The organism is Cedecea colo (assembly GCF_011808225.1).
GTDB classification, from domain to species: domain Bacteria; phylum Pseudomonadota; class Gammaproteobacteria; order Enterobacterales; family Enterobacteriaceae; genus Dryocola; species Dryocola colo.
This window is the reverse complement of the sequence record NZ_SOYS01000002.1, coordinates 157,615-174,974: the sequence shown is the minus strand read 5'-3', so window position 1 is coordinate 174,974 and position 17,360 is coordinate 157,615. Positions and strand designations below refer to the sequence as shown.

Sequence of the window (17,360 nt, the reverse complement as noted above, 5' to 3'; positions counted from 1 at the left end):
AGGAGTTGTTATGACCAAGATTGTCGCTACCGAAGCCCTGCGTCCCATTGAGCTGTATCAGGTCGACAGGCTACAGCTGCGCCACAGGCTCGATGAGGCGCTGGCTCGCGTCACGCGCAAGCTCGATAAAAACATCGTCGCCTTTGGCGATAAATTTCCCGGCGAAGCCTGTGAAAACGGTATCTGGCCGCGCACCGAAAACGTGGAGTGGACCACCAGCTTCTGGCCAGGCCAGCTATGGCTGGCGTGGGAAATGACGGGCGATGAGAAATACCGCGCCGCAGCCGAACGCTACCTGCCCTCGTTTGCGGAGCGCATCGAAAAGCGCATTGATACCGCGACGCACGACCTTGGTTTCTTATATTCGCTCTCCTGCGTGAGCGCATGGCGATTAACCGGTAATGAAGCCGCGCGACAATCTGCGCTACTGGCGGCAGAAACGCTGATGGAACGCTTTAACCCGGTGGCGAAAATTATTCAGGCTTGGGGCGATTTGAATGACCCGGAACAGCAGGGCAGGATGATCATCGACTGCAATATGAACCTGCCGCTGCTGTACTGGGCCAGCGAGCAAACCGGTGACCAGCGTTATGCGCAAGCGGCTACCGCGCATGCGGAACAGGCGGTGAAGCACATCGTTCGCGAGGATTCATCGACTTATCACACCTTTTATATGGATGTGAAAACCGGCGAACCGCGCTTCGGCAATACGCATCAGGGCTACAGCGACACGTCCTGCTGGTCGCGCGGGCAGGCGTGGGGGATTTACGGTTTCCTGCTCAGCTACTTGCATACCGGCGACAAAAATATGGTGGAACTGTCGCGCAGCCTTGCGCACTACTTTATTAACCGCCTGCCGGAAGATGACGTTTGCCACTGGGATCTGGCGCTGCTGGGCACCGATGCGGTTCGTGACAGCTCGGCGGCAGCTATTGCGGCCTGCGGCCTGCTGGAGCTGGTGAAAATCCTGCCGACGCTGGATGAGCACCGTGCGCATTACGAAGAGATGGCGCTGCGTATTATGTTGTCGCTCAGCGAAAACTACCTGGCAGGCGACGACGAACCAACCGAAGGATTACTCAAACATTCGGTTTATCACATGGCGAGCGGAAAAGGGGTCGATCAGTGCTGTAGCTGGGGCGACTATTTCTACCTTGAAGCGCTGGCGCGCTTACGCCAGGTCTGGTATCCCTGGTGGTAATTTTTTGAGCAAAGGAGAGCTGTATGAAAAGCGTTGCCGTACTGCTGGCCCCCGGTTTTGAAGAAGGGGAAGCCATTATCACCATTGATATTTTGCGCAGGCTGAAGATTAACGTTCAGACAGTCTCCTGCGTGGATACGCGTGAGGTGGTGAGCTATCACGCTATTTCTGTGAGGGCAGACGCCATCCTGAGCGAAAGCTTTGATACCACCTTTGACGCCGTCGTTTTGCCAGGCGGGCCGGAAGGTAGCGTATTCCTCGCACAAAGCGCCAGCGTTATCGAGTTCGTACGCCGCCACGATGAACTGGGCAAGCTTATCTGTCCGATTTGTTCCGCCGCCGCCCGTGTACTGGGCGGTAACGGCCTGCTGAAAGGGCGTCGCTACGTCTGTTCCGGCGATTTATGGCAGCAGGTCACGGACGGCGAGTATATCGATGCCGATGTCGTTGAAGACGGTAACCTGATTAGCGGAAAAGGGTTAGGAAAAGCCTTTGATTTTGCCTTCACCGTTGCCGCGCGCCTTGAAGGCGATGAGGCTCCCGCCCGGGATCACGCGGAGCATATTTATTATCCCTGGTGATGAATAACCCGACCAGGGCAGTCGTTTCTATACTTACTCTTTTACCGAGGAGAAAGAAATGGCGGCTGAACTGGAAACTCTGGCTCTGAACCAGGCGAGCGGCGGCGTGCCAAACAGCGCGTTGCCGCTCCTGCTTTACCATCGTGTCTTTCACGAAGAAAACCTCGCCGAGGCTTTCGAAAACCTTTTTGCCCGCAACGGCTGGCCTCCGCGCTGGCGCTATCCCGTCTTTACCTACACCCACTTTCACTCCAATACGCACGAAGCGCTGGGCGTGTTCGCGGGCAGGGCGAAAATTCAGTTTGGCGGCGAAAGCGGCCCGGTGGTTGATATCTCACGCGGAGACGCCGTGCTGATACCGGCGGGCGTCGGGCATAAGCAAATTGAGGCTTCAGAGGATTTTATGTGCGTGGGGGCCTATCCCGACGGTTTCTCGCCGGATAAATACCTTGACCAGCCGGGACAGCTTGCGCAAGTGAAGGAAAATATCACCAAAGTTCCTCAGCCTGACAAGGACCCGGTAACGGGAACCCGAGAAGGCATAAACACCTTGTGGTAGCCACGGCCAGGCCGCAGGGACGCGCTGGCTGACCTTATGGACAATTCAGCTAATCAGTGCTGCATTCATCATACATATACGTCTCGCTTTATGGCTTAATTTGCTGAATCCATGCACGACTTTACTGTAATTCTGCCGTGTGATTTCGCTCTCCTATGGATTATTAATTTCCCGCTAAAACTATCTCCAGCTCAGGTTGTAAAAACCGCTGATGCTAAAAGCTTGTTTTAAATCGACCTTACCTTACGAATAAAAAAATCGATCTGGAGTACGCATGCACAAATTTACTAAAACGCTGGCGGCCATTGGCTTTGCAGCGGTTATGTCACAATCCGCTATCGCTGAGACCATGAAATTAGGTTTTCTGGTGAAACAACCCGAAGAGCCGTGGTTCCAGACAGAGTGGAAATTTGCCGATAAAGCCGGGAAAGATCTTGGCTTTGAAGTGATTAAAATTGCCGTGCCGGACGGTGAAAAAACGCTCAACGCCATCGATAGCCTGGCCGCAAGCGGCGCCAAAGGTTTTGTGATTTGCACCCCGGACCCAAAACTGGGTTCGGCAATTATCGCGAAAGCAAAAAGCTACGACATGAAAGTGATTGCGGTAGATGACCAGTTCGTTACTGCGAAGGGCAAGCCGATGGAAACCGTTCCGCTGGTGATGATGGCGGCAACCAAAATCGGCGAACGTCAGGGCCAGGAACTGTATAAAGAGATGCAGAAACGCGGCTGGGACGTAAAAGACGCGGCCGTGATGGCGATCACCGCCGATGAGCTCGATACCGCCCGTCGCCGTACTTCCGGCTCGATGGACGCGCTGAAAGCCGCGGGCTTCCCGGAAAAACAAATCTATAAAGTCCCAACCAAATCTAACGATATTCCGGGCGCGTTTGACGCCGCCAACTCCATGCTGGTGCAGCACCCTGAAGTGAAACACTGGCTGATCGTCGGCATGAACGACAACACCGTGCTGGGCGGCGTGCGTGCCACCGAAGGCCAGGGCTTTAAGGCGCCGGACGTTATTGGCGTGGGCATCAACGGCGTAGATGCGGTGAGCGAACTGTCGAAAGCGCAGGCCACCGGCTTCTACGGCTCCCTGCTGCCAAGCCCGGACGTACACGGTTATAAGAGCAGCGAAATGCTCTACAACTGGGTGACCAAAGATGCCGAACCGCCGAAATTCACCGAAGTGACCGATGTGGTGCTGATCACCCGCGATAACTTTAAAGAAGAGCTAGCGAAGAAAGGCTTAGGCGGCAAGTAAGTACAAATGATCTGGGTGGCGGTGGATGGCGACAGATGGGTGGCGCTGTCGCATCCACCCTACAAAATATCCGCATTATGTAGGTTGGGTAAGCGCAGCGCCACCCGACAACAGGTAAAGGGTAAATCATGCAACAACAGACACCGTATCTCTCTTTTCGCGGTATCGGCAAAACCTTCCCCGGCGTAAAAGCGCTCCAGGATATCAGCTTCGACTGTTATGCCGGGCAGGTGCACGCGCTGATGGGGGAAAATGGCGCGGGTAAATCCACACTGCTGAAGATCCTCAGCGGAAACTACGCCCCGAGCCAGGGCAGCATTGCTTTGCGCGGTGAAGAAGTCGTTTTTAGCGATACCACGGCGGCGCTCAACGCCGGCGTGGCGATAATCTACCAGGAGCTGCATCTGGTGCCGGAAATGACGGTGGCCGAGAACATTTATCTGGGGCAAATCCCGCATAAAGCCGGGTTTGTGAACCGCTCATTGCTCAATTACGAGGCGCGGCTTCAGCTTGAACACCTTGGGCTGGATATCGATCCCCAGACGCCGCTTAAATATCTCTCCATCGGGCAATGGCAGATGGTGGAGATCGCCAAGGCGCTGGCGCGCAACGCGAAGGTTATCGCTTTTGATGAGCCAACCAGCTCTCTTTCGCGCCGTGAAATAGACAATCTTTTCCGCGTCATCCGTGAACTGCGCGCAGAAGGCCGGGTGATTATTTATGTTTCGCACCGCATGGAAGAGATCTTTGCGCTGAGCGATGCGATTACCGTGTTCAAAGACGGGCGCTACGTGTGCACGTTCGATGATATGCAGCAGGTGAATCACGATTCTCTGGTGCAGGCCATGGTAGGGCGCAATCTGGGTGATATCTACGGCTGGCAGCCTCGCGAGCATGGCCCGGAGCGGCTGCGGCTGGAGGAGGTGAAAGCGCCAGGCGTGCGCACGCCGATTTCCCTTCATGTGCGCAGCGGCGAAATTGTCGGGCTGTTTGGCCTGGTGGGCGCCGGGCGGAGCGAGCTCATGAAAGGATTATTCGGCGGCACGCGTATTACGGGCGGGCAGGTATGGATTGACGGCAAAGCTATCGCCATTAATAAACCCGGCGACGCCATTCGCGCCGGGATGATGCTCTGCCCGGAAGACCGCAAGGCGGACGGCATCATTCCCGTCCACTCGGTGCGGGACAACATCAATATCAGCGCGCGTCGTAAACACATCAGCGCGGGCTGCCTTATCAATAACCGGTGGGAAAGCGAAAACGCTGCTTCACACATCCGCTCGCTGAACATTAAAACGCCGTCTGCGGATCAGCTGATCATGAACCTTTCCGGCGGCAATCAGCAAAAGGCCATTCTGGGCCGCTGGCTATCCGAAGAGATGAAGGTTTGCCTGCTTGATGAACCGACGCGCGGCATCGACGTGGGTGCGAAGCATGAAATCTATAACGTCATTTATGCCCTGGCAGCCCAGGGGGTGGCGGTGCTATTTGCGTCGAGCGATTTGCCTGAAGTGTTGGGCCTTGCGGACCGCATTATTGTGATGCGCGAAGGGGAAATTGCCGGCGAGTTGTTGCATGGCGAGGCCAGCGAGCAGCAGGCGCTGAGCCTGGCGATGCCTAAAACCAGTGCGAGTGCAGCATGAGTAAGGGGAACAAAATGTCTTCATTAACTAAATCCGGCGGGACGGGAACGGCATCCGACGGGGCGGGCAAATCGTCGTTAAGCCTCGGGCGCATCTGGGATAACTACGGCATGCTGGTGGTGTTCGCGGTGCTGTTTATCGGCTGCGCCATTTTCGTACCGAATTTTTCTTCTTTCATTAACATGAAGGGCCTGGGGCTTGCGATTTCCATGTCCGGCATGGTGGCCTGCGGCATGCTGTTCTGCCTGGCTTCCGGAGATTTTGATTTATCCGTGGCGTCAGTTATCGCCTGCGCGGGCGTAACGACCGCCGTGGTCATTAACATGACCGAAAGCTTATGGATTGGCGTAGCGGCAGGTCTGCTGCTCGGCGTGTTAAGCGGCCTGATAAACGGCTTTGTTATCGCCCGACTGAAAATTAATGCGTTGATCACCACCCTTGCCACCATGCAAATTGTGCGCGGCCTGGCTTACATCATTTCCGACGGTAAAGCGGTGGGCATCGAAGACGAACGCTTCTTTACGCTCGGCTATGCCAACTGGTTCGGTCTGCCAGCGCCAATCTGGCTGACGGTAGGCTGCCTGATTATCTTTGGTTTACTGCTCAATAAAACGACTTTTGGGCGCAACACGCTGGCTATCGGCGGCAATGAAGAAGCCGCGCGGCTTGCGGGCGTGCCCGTGGTGCGGACCAAAATCATTATCTTCGTGCTGTCGGGCCTGGTATCCGCCGCGGCGGGCATTATTCTTGCCTCACGCATGACCAGCGGCCAGCCGATGACCTCGATTGGCTATGAGCTGATTGTGATTTCCGCCTGCGTGCTGGGCGGCGTCTCGCTCAAAGGCGGGATCGGCAAAATTTCATACGTGGTGGCGGGTATTCTGATTCTGGGAACGGTGGAAAACGCCATGAACCTGCTGAATATTTCTCCGTTCTCGCAGTACGTGGTGCGCGGTATGATCCTGCTGGCAGCGGTGATTTTCGACCGCTACAAACAGAAGGCCAAACGCACGGTTTAACCTTGCTTTACCGTTCGCTTCAGACTATTCCCAATCGCAACGCCAGCCTCCACAAGGGCTGGCGATTTCTCTTATAAAATTGCGACACTGGGCACCCTGTCTATACTTACATGGCTAATATTAATTTTAAGTTACCGGTTCGGTGACAATTTTTATCCATTAAGGAGGAGCCACAGGTGGCTGAAGTCGTATCTGTACCGCCTTTACTTTCCGGCAATCTTGCTTTTTTCTTTGACCTCGATGGCACTCTGGCTGAAATCAAACCGCACCCGGATCAGGTCTATATCCCAGCCGCAGTGCGCACATTGCTGCAGAAAATGTCCGTTATGAGTGATGGGGCACTGGCGTTGATCTCAGGGCGTTCCATGGCCGAGCTCGATAAACTCGCCACGCCGTTCCATTTCCCGCTTGCGGGGGTTCACGGGGCGGAGCGCCGCGATATCAATGATAAAACCCATGTTGTAACGCTGCCGGCGCCGTTGGTTAAAACTCTGCAGCGGGAACTCTCTGACGCCCTGGCGCTGATGCCGGGCACTGAACTTGAAGCTAAAGGCATGGCGTTCGCGCTTCACTACCGACAGGCACCGGAAGCGGAAGAGGCCATCATGTGGCTGGCGCAAAAGCTGACCAAACGTTTCCCGGAACTGGCGTTGCAGCCCGGGAAATGCGTCGTGGAGCTTAAGCCGCTGGGCATCAACAAAGGCGCGGCTATTCGCGCCTTTATGCAGGAAGCGCCGTTCGCAGGCCGCACGCCGGTCTTTATTGGTGATGACCTTACCGATGAAGCCGGGTTTAAGCAGGTCAACGCCCTGGGAGGACTGACTATTAAAGTCGGCGCGGGTGACACCCTTGCAACATATCGCCTCGCCAATGTCAGGATGGTTTATCACTGGCTGGGCAAACTTACGCATCACATAGAAAAACAACAAAAGACAGAAACTTTACGGGGAGAAGATTATGAGTCGCTTAGTAGTAGTCTCTAATCGCATCGCACCACCGGATGACAAGAAAGCGGGCGCAGGCGGCCTTGCGGTTGGTATTTTAGGCGCCCTTAAGGCAGCGGGCGGGCTGTGGTTTGGCTGGAGCGGGGAGATAGGCGATCCCGATGCGCCGCTAAAAAAGGTTACCCATGACAACATCACATGGGCCTCATTTAACCTGTGTGAAGAAGATTACGAGCAATATTACCTGCAATTTTCTAACGCCGTCCTGTGGCCTGCTTTTCACTATCGCCTTGATTTGGTTGATTTCCAGCGTGAATCCTGGGAGGGATACTTACGCGTGAATCAGCTTCTGGCAAGCAAGCTCAAGCCGCTGGTGGAAAAAGACGACGTTCTGTGGATCCATGATTATCACCTGCTGCCTTTTGCTTCCGAATGCCGCAAGCAGGGGCTGCATAATCGTATCGGCTTTTTCTTACATATTCCTTTCCCAACGCCGGAAGTGTTTAACGCGCTGCCGCCGCACGAAGAATTGATTGAAGCGCTGTGCGATTACGATCTGCTGGGCTTCCAGACCGAAAACGATCGCCTGGCGTTCCTTGATTGCATCGCGAGCATGACGCGCCTTGAAAGTAAAGATAAGCACCAGCACCGGGCGTTTGGCAAAACGTTTCGCACCGAAGTCTATCCGATTGGTATTGAGCCGGAAGAGATTGCGCAGAATGCCAAAGGGCCGCTGCCGCCGAAGCTTGAGCAACTCAAGTCTGAGCTGGGCAGCATTAAGAACATCTTTTCCGTCGAGCGCCTCGATTATTCTAAAGGGCTGCCGGAACGATTCCTCGCCTTTGAGGCGCTGCTGGAAAATTATCCGCAGCACCACGGCAAAATCCGTTACACCCAGATTGCCCCAACCTCCAGAGGGGACGTGCAGGCCTATCAGGATATTCGCCATCAGCTGGAGACGGAAGCGGGGCGAATCAACGGGAAATATGGGCAACTGGGCTGGACGCCGCTCTATTATCTCAACCAGCATTTTGACCGCAAGCTGCTGATGAAGGTTTTCCGTTACGCCGAAGTCGGGCTGGTTACGCCGCTGCGTGACGGGATGAATCTGGTGGCGAAAGAATACGTGGCGGCCCAGGATCCGGCCAATCCCGGAGTGCTGATATTATCAAAATTCGCCGGTGCGGCTAATGAATTGACCTCGGCGCTGATTGTTAATCCTTACGATCGGGACGACGTGGCGAGCGCGCTCAACAGGGCATTAACCATGCCTTTAGCCGAGCGAATAGCGCGACACAGCGAAATGATGGAAGTGATTTGCCATAACGACATTAACCGCTGGCAGGAGAGATTCGTAGACGATCTAAAGCAGGTAACGCCGCGTAGCGATGCATCTCATTTGCAGCAGAAAGTGGCGACTTTTCCAAAGCTGGCGTGATCTTATAAAAGGCGGATAGCAGCGACTGCTGCCGCCTTATATCGCTGTAATGAGGGAGGTGAACGAACGTCTCCCTATCATTTCTTAAACAAGCGGTACTAACAGCACATCTACTTTACTCGACGCAACCACCGTTTTTGCAGAACAAATCGCTTTGCTGAAAAAGCTTTGATTGTGGTTACCGCAGACGACTAAATCCACCTTTTGCTTCTCGCACACCGAGAGAATATGCTCGCTGAGTTCGCCCGTGGCGATCACGGCGTTCTCAACGGGGTAGCCTGCCTTACTTATCAATTCTTGTAGAAAAAGCTGCGTCTCTTCGAGCATAAGTTCACGCAAATTTTCCATCATTGGCGCGGCGAGCTGATTGTAGATTTCCGGGTCAGAAGCCAGCGTTATTAAGGTGATGCGCCCGTTGACGGGTTTAACAATGGAAACGGCCTTCTGTATTAATTGATGACTTTCCGGCTTAACGGCAACCGCAACCAATACATGCATATAACTCATGCCTTCCTCCTGTAGCGCAACGGGCGTCTGCTAATAAAACTCATACTCCGTTTTTAACACGGGCGCAACGGCAGTAACCGTAACAAATGTGAGCCTGCTCATGAAAATACTTAAATTATTCTTAAGTGATGAATTCGTAACATCTGCTAGTAGCAGGAAATGGCGAAAAAACAATCAAACCTTAGAATTATTTTTAACGTCAAAATTAGATAATCACTTAGCGAAATTAGCTCAGATGTAATGGTCATCAGGCGTGAGAATTCAAAAGTTATTTAATCTAACTCAATGATAAATATATCATTACAGCCTTTTTTAGGCATGAAATGTGATCTGGTTAACAGGTTTGAGGCAGTCGACAAAAAAGAAACGCCTGAAAAGTCATGGGGTTGTTGTGCAAAAGTAAATCTATTCCCCGCTTCGAACGGCGAAAATCGCTGATTTGCTTAAAAAATACCCAATTGAAAAGCCTGGCTGATGGTTTTAGCGCCGACAGAAGGTAAATTTATGTGATCTGAATCACATAAATTCTAAAATCGCGGTTGGCTGCATTGTATGTGCTATGAGCAACGAGTAGAGTTTGCGCGAATTAGGAAAAGTCTTAGTTTTTTGTAAGAAAATTAAGAAAGACGTTACGCGTTCTGACAACAAAGCTGCCGCGCTGTAATAAAAGCTGGGCCGCCGTCGGGATGCGACATCAACTAATGCATTTTTGGCCGTAACGATTGCTTCACTTTTTTTACCGGGTTTGCCCGGGGACATCACGGGGTGCGGTTCAACCGCATACAATAGTTGGTCATTCGGGATGGGGAAAATGCATACATCCGAGTTACTAAAACATATTTATGACATTAACTTGTCGTATTTATTGCTTGCTCAAAGACTTATTAGTCAGGATAAAGCTTCGGCGATGTTTCGTTTAGGGATTGCCGAAGAAATGGCGAATACCTTAAGAGAATTAACGCTGCCGCAAATGGTGAAACTAGCGGAAACTAATCAACTGATTTGTCAGTTCCGTTTTAATGATAACCAGACTATCAATCGTTTAACGCAAGAATCGCGTGTGGATGATTTACAACAAATTCATACGGGTATTTTGTTATCCACCCGCTTATTAAATGAGGTGTCAGCCGGCGACGAGGCACCGAAGAAAAAAAGGGCGTAACAAAATGAGCGAAAAAAGCATTGTCCAGGAAGCACACGATATACAACTAGCGATGGAGCTTATTACGCTGGGCGCCAGGCTGCAGATGCTCGAAAGCGAAACGCAGCTCAGCCGCGGCCGTTTGATAAAGCTTTATAAAGAACTGCGGGGCAGCCCGCCGCCGAAAGGTATGCTGCCTTTTTCCACCGACTGGTTTATGACGTGGGAGCAAAACATTCACGCCTCGATGTTTTGTAACGCATGGCAATTCCTCCTGCGTAGCGGACAATGTAGCGGCGTTGATGCGGTGATTAAAGCTTATCGCCTGTATCTGGAGCAGTGTCCTTCACAGGCCGACGGCCCGCTTCTGGCGCTGACTCGCGCCTGGACGCTGGTGCGATTTGTTGAAAGCGGGATGCTTCAGTTAAGCCGCTGCAACTGCTGTAACGGCAACTTTATCACCCATGCGCACCAGCCTCCGGGCAGCTTCGCCTGCAGTTTGTGCCAGCCGCCATCGCGAGCGGTAAAAAGACGTAAACTTTCCACAAATACTGCCGATATTATTCCACAACTGCTGGATGAACAGGTAGAACAGGCCATGTAACAGGCCTTGTGTAAGCGCAATTCCAGCAGCGGTAAGCAATTACCGCTGCTTTTTTTTGCCCTGCATCACAGGCTTTGCCGCCACTCTCCTGTAAGTCCTTGCCACACTCCACAGCAGAAGGACTGACTCGTGCTGATATTAATAGGTTACCTGGTCGTACTCGGGACAGTTTTCGGCGGCTATATGATGACTGGTGGTCACATGGGGGCGCTCTATCAGCCCGCTGAATTTGTCATCATAGGTGGCGCGGGCATTGGCGCATTTATCGTTGGTAACAATGGCAAGGCTATCAGAAGCACGCTTAAAGCGTTGCCGCTGCTGTTTCGCCGTTCGAAATACACCAAAAGTATGTATATGGATCTCATGGCGTTACTTTATCGTTTGATGGCGAAATCTCGCCAGCAAGGGATGTTTTCGCTTGAGCGCGATATTGAAAATCCTAAAGAAAGTGAAATTTTTGCCAGCTATCCGCGTATTTTAGCCGACGCCACAATGCTTGATTTTATCGTCGACTATTTACGTCTGATCATCAGCGGAAATATGAATACCTTCGAAATTGAAGCCCTGATGGATGAAGAAATTGAAACCTACGAAAGCGAAACGGAAATCCCGGCAAATAGCCTCGCATTAATGGGAGATTCACTGCCGGCATTCGGTATCGTTGCTGCGGTGATGGGAGTGGTGCACGCCCTGGCATCAGCCGACAGGCCAGCGGCGGAGCTTGGCGGATTGATTGCGCATGCCATGGTGGGAACATTCCTCGGTATTCTGCTGGCCTACGGATTTATTTCGCCGCTGGCATCCGTCCTGCGTCAGAAAAGCGCTGAAACCCTTAAGATGATGCAGTGCGTCAAGGTGACGCTGCTTTCAAGCCTCAACGGCTACGCGCCGCCAATCGCCGTTGAGTTTGGCCGTAAAACGCTCTACTCCAGCGAGCGTCCATCCTTTGTCGAACTTGAAGAACACGTTCGTGCCGTCCGCTCACCAACCGCCCAGTCGCGCGCCACGGAAGAAGAAGTATGAAGAACCAGGCCCATCCTGTTGTCGTCGTAAAAAGACGCAAGCACAAAGGCCACGGTAAAGGGCACCAGGGTGGATCCTGGAAGATCGCCTACGCGGATTTTATGACCGCCATGATGGCCTTCTTCCTGGTGATGTGGCTGATTTCCATCTCCAGCTCCAAAGAGCTGGCGCAGATTGCCGATTATTTTAAAACCCCGCTCTCCGTCGCGATAACCGGCGGGCAGCGCATTGCTGATAGCGAAAGCCCGATCCCCGGCGGCGGCGATGATGTGACCCAGCAGCAGGGAGAAGTGAAAAAAAGCCCGAACATTGACGAGCTGCGAAAACATATGGAAACCAGCCGCCTGAAACGCCTGCGTAACCAGCTTGATCAGCTGATCGAGGCCGACCCAAAACTGCGAGCGCTGCGTCCGCATTTGCAAATCGACCTGGTCCAGGAAGGGCTGCGTATCCAAATTATCGATAGTCAGAACCGGCCAATGTTTAAAAACGGCAGTGCGGAAGTCGAGCCTTATATGCGCGACATCCTGCGCGGCATCGCGCCGTTGCTTAACGATATTCCAAACAAAATTAGCCTCTCCGGCCACACCGATGACCTGCCGTATGCCATGGGCGAACGCGGCTACAGCAACTGGGAGCTTTCCGCCGACCGCGCGAACGCTTCACGTCGCGAGCTGATTTACGGTGGGTTAACCGACGGAAAAGTGCTGCGCGTGGTGGGTATGGCCTCCACGATGCGCGTCACCGACCGTGGCCCGGAAGATGCCGTTAACCGTCGCATCAGTTTGCTGGTGCTAAACAAACAAGCCGAACAAGCCATCGTGCATGAAAACGCAGAGAGCGCAAACCTTCCGTTAAGCACTCTGAAAGAACCTGCTGCCGAGGCTGCGGCGCAGTCCACTTTACCGCCACAACCAGGTACGAGGTGATAGCGTGAGCATGGATATCAGCGATTTTTACCAGACATTTTTTGACGAGGCCGATGAGCTATTGGCCGATATGGAACAGCACCTGCTGAACCTGGTTCCTGAGGCGCCAGATTCAGAACAGCTTAACGCCATATTCCGCGCGGCCCACTCGATAAAAGGAGGCGCCGGTACGTTTGGCTTCTCCATATTGCAGGAGACTACCCATTTAATGGAGAACCTGCTCGACGAGGCCCGGCGCGGTGAAATGCAACTTAATACCGATATTATCAACCTGTTTTTGGAAACCAAAGACATTATGCAAGAACAGCTGGATGCCTATAAAAGCTCAACGGAACCTGATGCCCAGAGCTTCGACTATATCTGTAAAGCGCTGCGTCAGTTGGCACTCGAGGCCAAAGGTGAACCGGCAGCCGCGCCCGCTAAACTGACCGTCGTTGAAAAGGAAGCGCCGTCCAAAACCGGGGCTGCCGCGAACGACGGCAAACTGCGCGTCGCTATCAGCGGGCTGAAAGAGAGCGAACGCGATCTGCTGCTCGAAGAGCTGGCAAACCTCGGCACGCTTAGCGACATTGAAAAAAGTGAAAGCTCGGTGACCGCAACGCTTGAAACCAGCGTCAGCGCTGACGACATTACCGCCGTGCTGTGCTTTGTCATCGAACCTGAGCAAATTGAATTCCTGCCGCTGGTGGCAAGCGTCGCCGTGGTGGCAGCGGAGAAAGAAAAGGTGTCGGCGACGGTCGCAGCAACGTCTGCTGCGGTGGCGGAAGTGGCAACGCCTGCGGCAAAGCCCGCCGTCCGCGCAGAAAAAGCTGCGCCGCGCGTAGCGGAATCAACCAGCATTCGCGTGGCGGTGGAAAAAGTCGACCAGTTGATTAACCTGGTGGGCGAACTGGTGATCACCCAGTCCATGCTGGCCCAGCGTTCCAACGAACTGGACCCGGTAAACCACGGCGAGCTGATTACCAGCATGGGGCAGCTACAGCGTAACGCACGTGATCTGCAGGAATCGGTGATGTCGATTCGTATGATGCCGATGGAATACGTCTTCAGCCGCTTCCCGCGCCTGGTGCGCGATCTGGCCGGCAAGCTCAATAAGCAGGTAGAACTGACCCTGCTGGGTAGCTCAACTGAACTCGATAAGAGCCTGATTGAACGCATTATCGATCCGTTAACGCACCTGGTGCGTAACAGCCTCGACCACGGGATTGAGTCGCCGGATAAACGCCGCGCTGCCGGTAAGGCCGAAGTGGGTAATCTGACGCTGTCCGCAGAGCACCAGGGCGGCAATATCTGCATCGAAGTGATCGATGACGGCGCCGGTCTTAATCGCGAACGCATCCTGGCCAAAGCGCTTTCCCAGGGCATGGCGGTGAACGAAAACATGTCTGATGATGAAGTCGGCATGCTTATTTTTGCGCCGGGCTTCTCTACCGCCGAGCAGGTAACTGACGTGTCGGGCCGCGGCGTGGGCATGGACGTGGTGAAACGAAACATTCAGGAGATGGGCGGCCACGTCGAGATTCAGTCTAAAGCCGGTAGCGGCACCACCATTCGTATTATGCTGCCGTTGACGCTTGCCATCCTTGACGGCATGTCCGTTAAGGTCGCCGATGAAGTTTTCATTCTGCCGCTGAATGCGGTAATGGAATCGCTGCAGCCGAAGGATGACGATCTGCATCCGCTGGCGGGCGGCGAGCGCGTGCTTGAAGTGCGCGGAGAATACCTGCCGCTGGTCGAGCTATGGAAACTCTTTGATGTGGAAGGGGCGAAAACCGAAGCGACCCAGGGCATCGTCGTCATCCTGCAAAGCGCGGGCCGTCGCTATGCGCTGCTGGTGGATCAGTTGATTGGCCAGCATCAGGTGGTGGTAAAAAACCTCGAAAGCAACTATCGCAAAGTCCCGGGAATTTCTGCGGCCACCATCCTTGGAGACGGTAGCGTTGCGCTGATCGTTGATGTTTCCGCGCTGCAAAACTTAAACCGTGAACAACGTCTGGCCGGCACTGCCGCCCTTTCCTGAAAATTAAAATAGGTAACCAAATGAATGGATTAACCAATGTGACAAAATTGACCGGGGAGCCATCGGGGCAGGAATTCCTGGTGTTTACGCTTGGCGATGAAGAGTACGGCATCGACATCCTGAAGGTGCAGGAAATCCGCGGCTACGACCAGGTCACCCGTATCGCTAATACGCCAGCGTTCATCAAGGGCGTAACCAACCTGCGCGGTGTGATTGTGCCGATCCTCGATCTGCGCGTGAAGTTCGCTCAGAGCGACGTGGAGTATAACGACAATACCGTGGTTATCGTTCTGAACCTGGGCCAGCGCGTGGTAGGCATTGTGGTGGACGGCGTTTCTGACGTGCTGTCGCTGACCGCCGAGCAGATCCGCCCGGCGCCAGAGTTTGCCGTCACGCTCTCTACCGAATATCTGACCGGTCTTGGCGCACTTGGCGAACGCATGCTGATTCTGGTGAACATCGAGAAGCTGCTGAACAGCGAAGAAATGGCGCTGGTAGATGTGGCGACCAGCCGCGTAGCCTGACGTGTCGTTTTGGCGGTGGATAACGCTTTGCTTATCCACCGCTTATCCCTTCTGAAAATCAAGCCTCAATCTCTTCTTCAGCCGCCGCGCCGCGCCGTTATCCGGCACGTTAACGGCTGCATAACCCGTGTCCGGAAAGTGGACGATGCCCGTTAGCATAGTTAAATCACCGTTGCATAAGACTCATCCTAATTTCACGTAAAGTTCCCCAGGCGGATGCCGATAATATCGATAACAAGTCATTCATAGGATGTTATATGTTGAACCGTATTCGCGTTGTCACCATGCTGATGATGGTGCTGGTGGCGTTTGCACTGCTGCAGCTCATGTCTGGCGGTATGTTTTTTAGCGCTTTAAAAGATAATAACGATAATTCCGGCGTGACCCGTGAGTTACGCGTTCAACAATCCGAGCTGCATTACGCGTGGGACTTAATGCTGCAAACGCGCATTAACCTCAGCCGTTCTTCAGCCCGCTCATTACTGGACGCCAGCAACGGCCAGAGCGCGGCTAAAACTGATTTACTCAACAGCGCCAAAGCGACGCTTGCTGAATCAGGCAAACATTACGCCGCTTTCAAACAGGTGCCGTCTATTTCGCCGGAAATGGAAACGATGGTGAAAGGCATCGATGATGATTATCAGAATTATTATCAGGCGCTGAGCGAGCTTATCGGCTTCCTGGAAAACGGAAACCTAGATGCCTATTTCGCTCAGCCTACACAGGGCATGCAAAACGCGCTTGAGAAAGCCTTCCAGCAGTACCTGGCGCTCAACGAACGTATTTATGAACAAACTTACCTGACCAGCAGCAATGATTACAACTTTGCCAAATGGCAGATCGGGGGCCTTGCTTTAGCCCTTGCTGCGGTAATCGTGCTGGTATGGTTCGGGATACGCAATATCCTCCTGCAACCGTTAGCCGTCGTCATCGGCCATATTCGTGAAATTGCTAACGGTAACCTGACGGAAAGCATCGTTGTAAAAGGCCGCAACGAGATAAGCGAACTGACGGCAAGCGTACAGCATATGCAGCAGGAGCTGAGTATTACCGTGGGCAGCGTACGCGAGGGTTCCGACGCTATTTACAGCGGCGCCACGGAAATTGCCGCCGGTAATAACGATCTCTCATCGCGCACCGAGCAGCAGGCCGCCTCGCTTGAAGAAACCGCTGCCAGCATGGAGCAGCTTACCGCCACGGTAAAACAGAATGCTGATAATGCCCGTCAGGCTTCGCAACTGGCATTAAGCGCCTCCGAAACGGCTTCACGCGGCGGAAAAGTTGTCGATGGCGTGGTGAAAACCATGCACGAAATTGCCGGGTCTTCAAAAAAGATCGCCGATATTACAAGCGTTATCGACGGTATTGCCTTCCAGACTAATATCCTTGCCCTTAACGCTGCGGTAGAAGCCGCGCGTGCCGGAGAGCAGGGACGTGGGTTTGCGGTAGTGGCGGGTGAGGTACGTAACCTGGCAAGCCGTAGCGCGCAGGCCGCGAAAGAAATCAAATCCCTGATTGAAGATTCCGTTTCCCGCGTGGATACCGGTTCCGTGCTGGTGGAAAGCGCGGGGGAAACCATGAGCGATATCGTTAGCGCCGTAACCCGCGTGACCGACATCATGGGCGAAATTGCTTCTGCTTCCGACGAGCAAAGCCGCGGTATTGACCAGGTGGCGCTTGCGGTTTCAGAAATGGATCGGGTTACCCAGCAGAACGCCTCGCTGGTTGAAGAATCTGCCTCCGCGGCTGCGGCACTGGAAGAGCAGGCCAGCCTGCTTACCCAGTCCGTGGCGGCTTTCCGTCTGAAAAGTGAAGGGACTCCTCAACGTATTACCGCAACGCCTGTTGTCGCGACAGCCAGCGCTGCGACCTTATCTCCGCGTAAACCGGCAGCCGCCGGCGGGGATGCTAACTGGGAAACATTCTAATCACCATTTCTGACCACACATAAACGCCGACAGAC

Annotated in this window: 16 protein-coding genes; 15 read left to right on the top strand and 1 reads right to left on the bottom strand. The window is 53.6% G+C overall.

All coding sequences use genetic code 11. From position 1 onward, the window contains the following. Positions 1–10: 10 nt before the first annotated feature. The 8 genes from E2L00_RS05180 (at position 11) to otsA (ending at position 8,649) form a co-directional block, all read left to right on the top strand. Entirely contained in the window at positions 11–1,201 is a 1,191-nt protein-coding gene (locus tag E2L00_RS05180; protein WP_167607985.1) for a glycoside hydrolase family 88 protein, read from the top strand. A gap of 23 nt (positions 1,202–1,224) precedes the next feature. Next, positions 1,225–1,782: a DJ-1 family glyoxalase III gene (locus E2L00_RS05175; RefSeq protein ID WP_167607982.1), complete on the top strand. Its 558-nt coding sequence runs from the start codon at positions 1,225–1,227 to the stop codon at positions 1,780–1,782. Positions 1,783–1,840: 58 nt separating this feature from the next. Then, positions 1,841–2,341 (top strand): cupin domain-containing protein, encoded by a 501-nt coding sequence (locus E2L00_RS05170; protein ID WP_167607980.1) that lies wholly within the window; start codon positions 1,841–1,843, stop codon positions 2,339–2,341. 274 nt (positions 2,342–2,615) lie between these two features. Beyond that, complete coding sequence (locus E2L00_RS05165) at positions 2,616–3,605, top strand: arabinose ABC transporter substrate-binding protein (protein WP_167607977.1); 990 nt, start codon at positions 2,616–2,618, stop codon at positions 3,603–3,605. Positions 3,606–3,733: 128 nt separating this feature from the next. Next, positions 3,734–5,248: an L-arabinose ABC transporter ATP-binding protein AraG gene (gene araG / locus E2L00_RS05160; protein ID WP_167607975.1), complete on the top strand. Its 1,515-nt coding sequence runs from the start codon at positions 3,734–3,736 to the stop codon at positions 5,246–5,248. A gap of 14 nt (positions 5,249–5,262) precedes the next feature. Beyond that, the gene (gene araH, locus E2L00_RS05155; RefSeq protein WP_167607972.1) at positions 5,263–6,267 is read left to right on the top strand and encodes an L-arabinose ABC transporter permease AraH; all 1,005 of its coding nucleotides are present in this window, start codon (positions 5,263–5,265) and stop codon (positions 6,265–6,267) included. Positions 6,268–6,443: 176 nt separating this feature from the next. Continuing rightward, the gene (otsB, locus tag E2L00_RS05150; protein ID WP_167607970.1) at positions 6,444–7,250 is read left to right on the top strand and encodes a trehalose-phosphatase; all 807 of its coding nucleotides are present in this window, start codon (positions 6,444–6,446) and stop codon (positions 7,248–7,250) included. Beyond that, positions 7,225–8,649, top strand: a complete 1,425-nt coding sequence (otsA, locus tag E2L00_RS05145; protein WP_167607968.1) for an alpha,alpha-trehalose-phosphate synthase — start codon at positions 7,225–7,227, stop codon at positions 8,647–8,649. Before otsB ends, otsA begins: the two co-directional genes overlap by 26 nt. Positions 8,650–8,733: 84 nt before the next feature. Here the strand turns inward: otsA and uspC are convergent, their stop codons facing one another. Beyond that, a complete protein-coding gene (gene uspC / locus E2L00_RS05140; RefSeq protein WP_167607966.1) occupies positions 8,734–9,156 on the bottom strand; it encodes a universal stress protein UspC in 423 nt (140 codons plus the stop codon). 811 nt (positions 9,157–9,967) lie between these two features. Between uspC and flhD the strand changes: the two genes are divergently transcribed. From flhD to tar, 7 genes are all read left to right on the top strand, one after another. Next, positions 9,968–10,318: a flagellar transcriptional regulator FlhD gene (flhD, locus tag E2L00_RS05135; protein ID WP_201279313.1), complete on the top strand. Its 351-nt coding sequence runs from the start codon at positions 9,968–9,970 to the stop codon at positions 10,316–10,318. A gap of 4 nt (positions 10,319–10,322) precedes the next feature. Further along, positions 10,323–10,901, top strand: a complete 579-nt coding sequence (gene flhC, locus E2L00_RS05130) for a flagellar transcriptional regulator FlhC (protein ID WP_167607965.1) — start codon at positions 10,323–10,325, stop codon at positions 10,899–10,901. A 129-nt stretch (positions 10,902–11,030) separates the two neighbouring features. Continuing rightward, a complete protein-coding gene (gene motA / locus E2L00_RS05125; protein WP_167607963.1) occupies positions 11,031–11,924 on the top strand; it encodes a flagellar motor stator protein MotA in 894 nt (297 codons plus the stop codon). Continuing rightward, the gene (gene motB / locus E2L00_RS05120) at positions 11,921–12,853 is read left to right on the top strand and encodes a flagellar motor protein MotB (RefSeq protein ID WP_167607961.1); all 933 of its coding nucleotides are present in this window, start codon (positions 11,921–11,923) and stop codon (positions 12,851–12,853) included. Before motA ends, motB begins: the two co-directional genes overlap by 4 nt. 10 nt (positions 12,854–12,863) lie before the next feature. Further along, positions 12,864–14,873, top strand: coding sequence for a chemotaxis protein CheA (gene cheA, locus E2L00_RS05115; protein ID WP_167609601.1), 2,010 nt, complete (start codon positions 12,864–12,866; stop codon positions 14,871–14,873). Positions 14,874–14,893: 20 nt separating this feature from the next. After that, positions 14,894–15,397 (top strand): chemotaxis protein CheW, encoded by a 504-nt coding sequence (cheW, locus tag E2L00_RS05110; RefSeq protein ID WP_167607959.1) that lies wholly within the window; start codon positions 14,894–14,896, stop codon positions 15,395–15,397. A 257-nt stretch (positions 15,398–15,654) separates the two neighbouring features. Continuing rightward, on the top strand, positions 15,655–17,325 hold the full coding sequence (tar, locus tag E2L00_RS05105) for a methyl-accepting chemotaxis protein II (protein ID WP_167607956.1): 1,671 nt from the start codon (positions 15,655–15,657) through the stop codon (positions 17,323–17,325). The last annotated feature ends 35 nt before the right edge of the window (positions 17,326–17,360 follow it).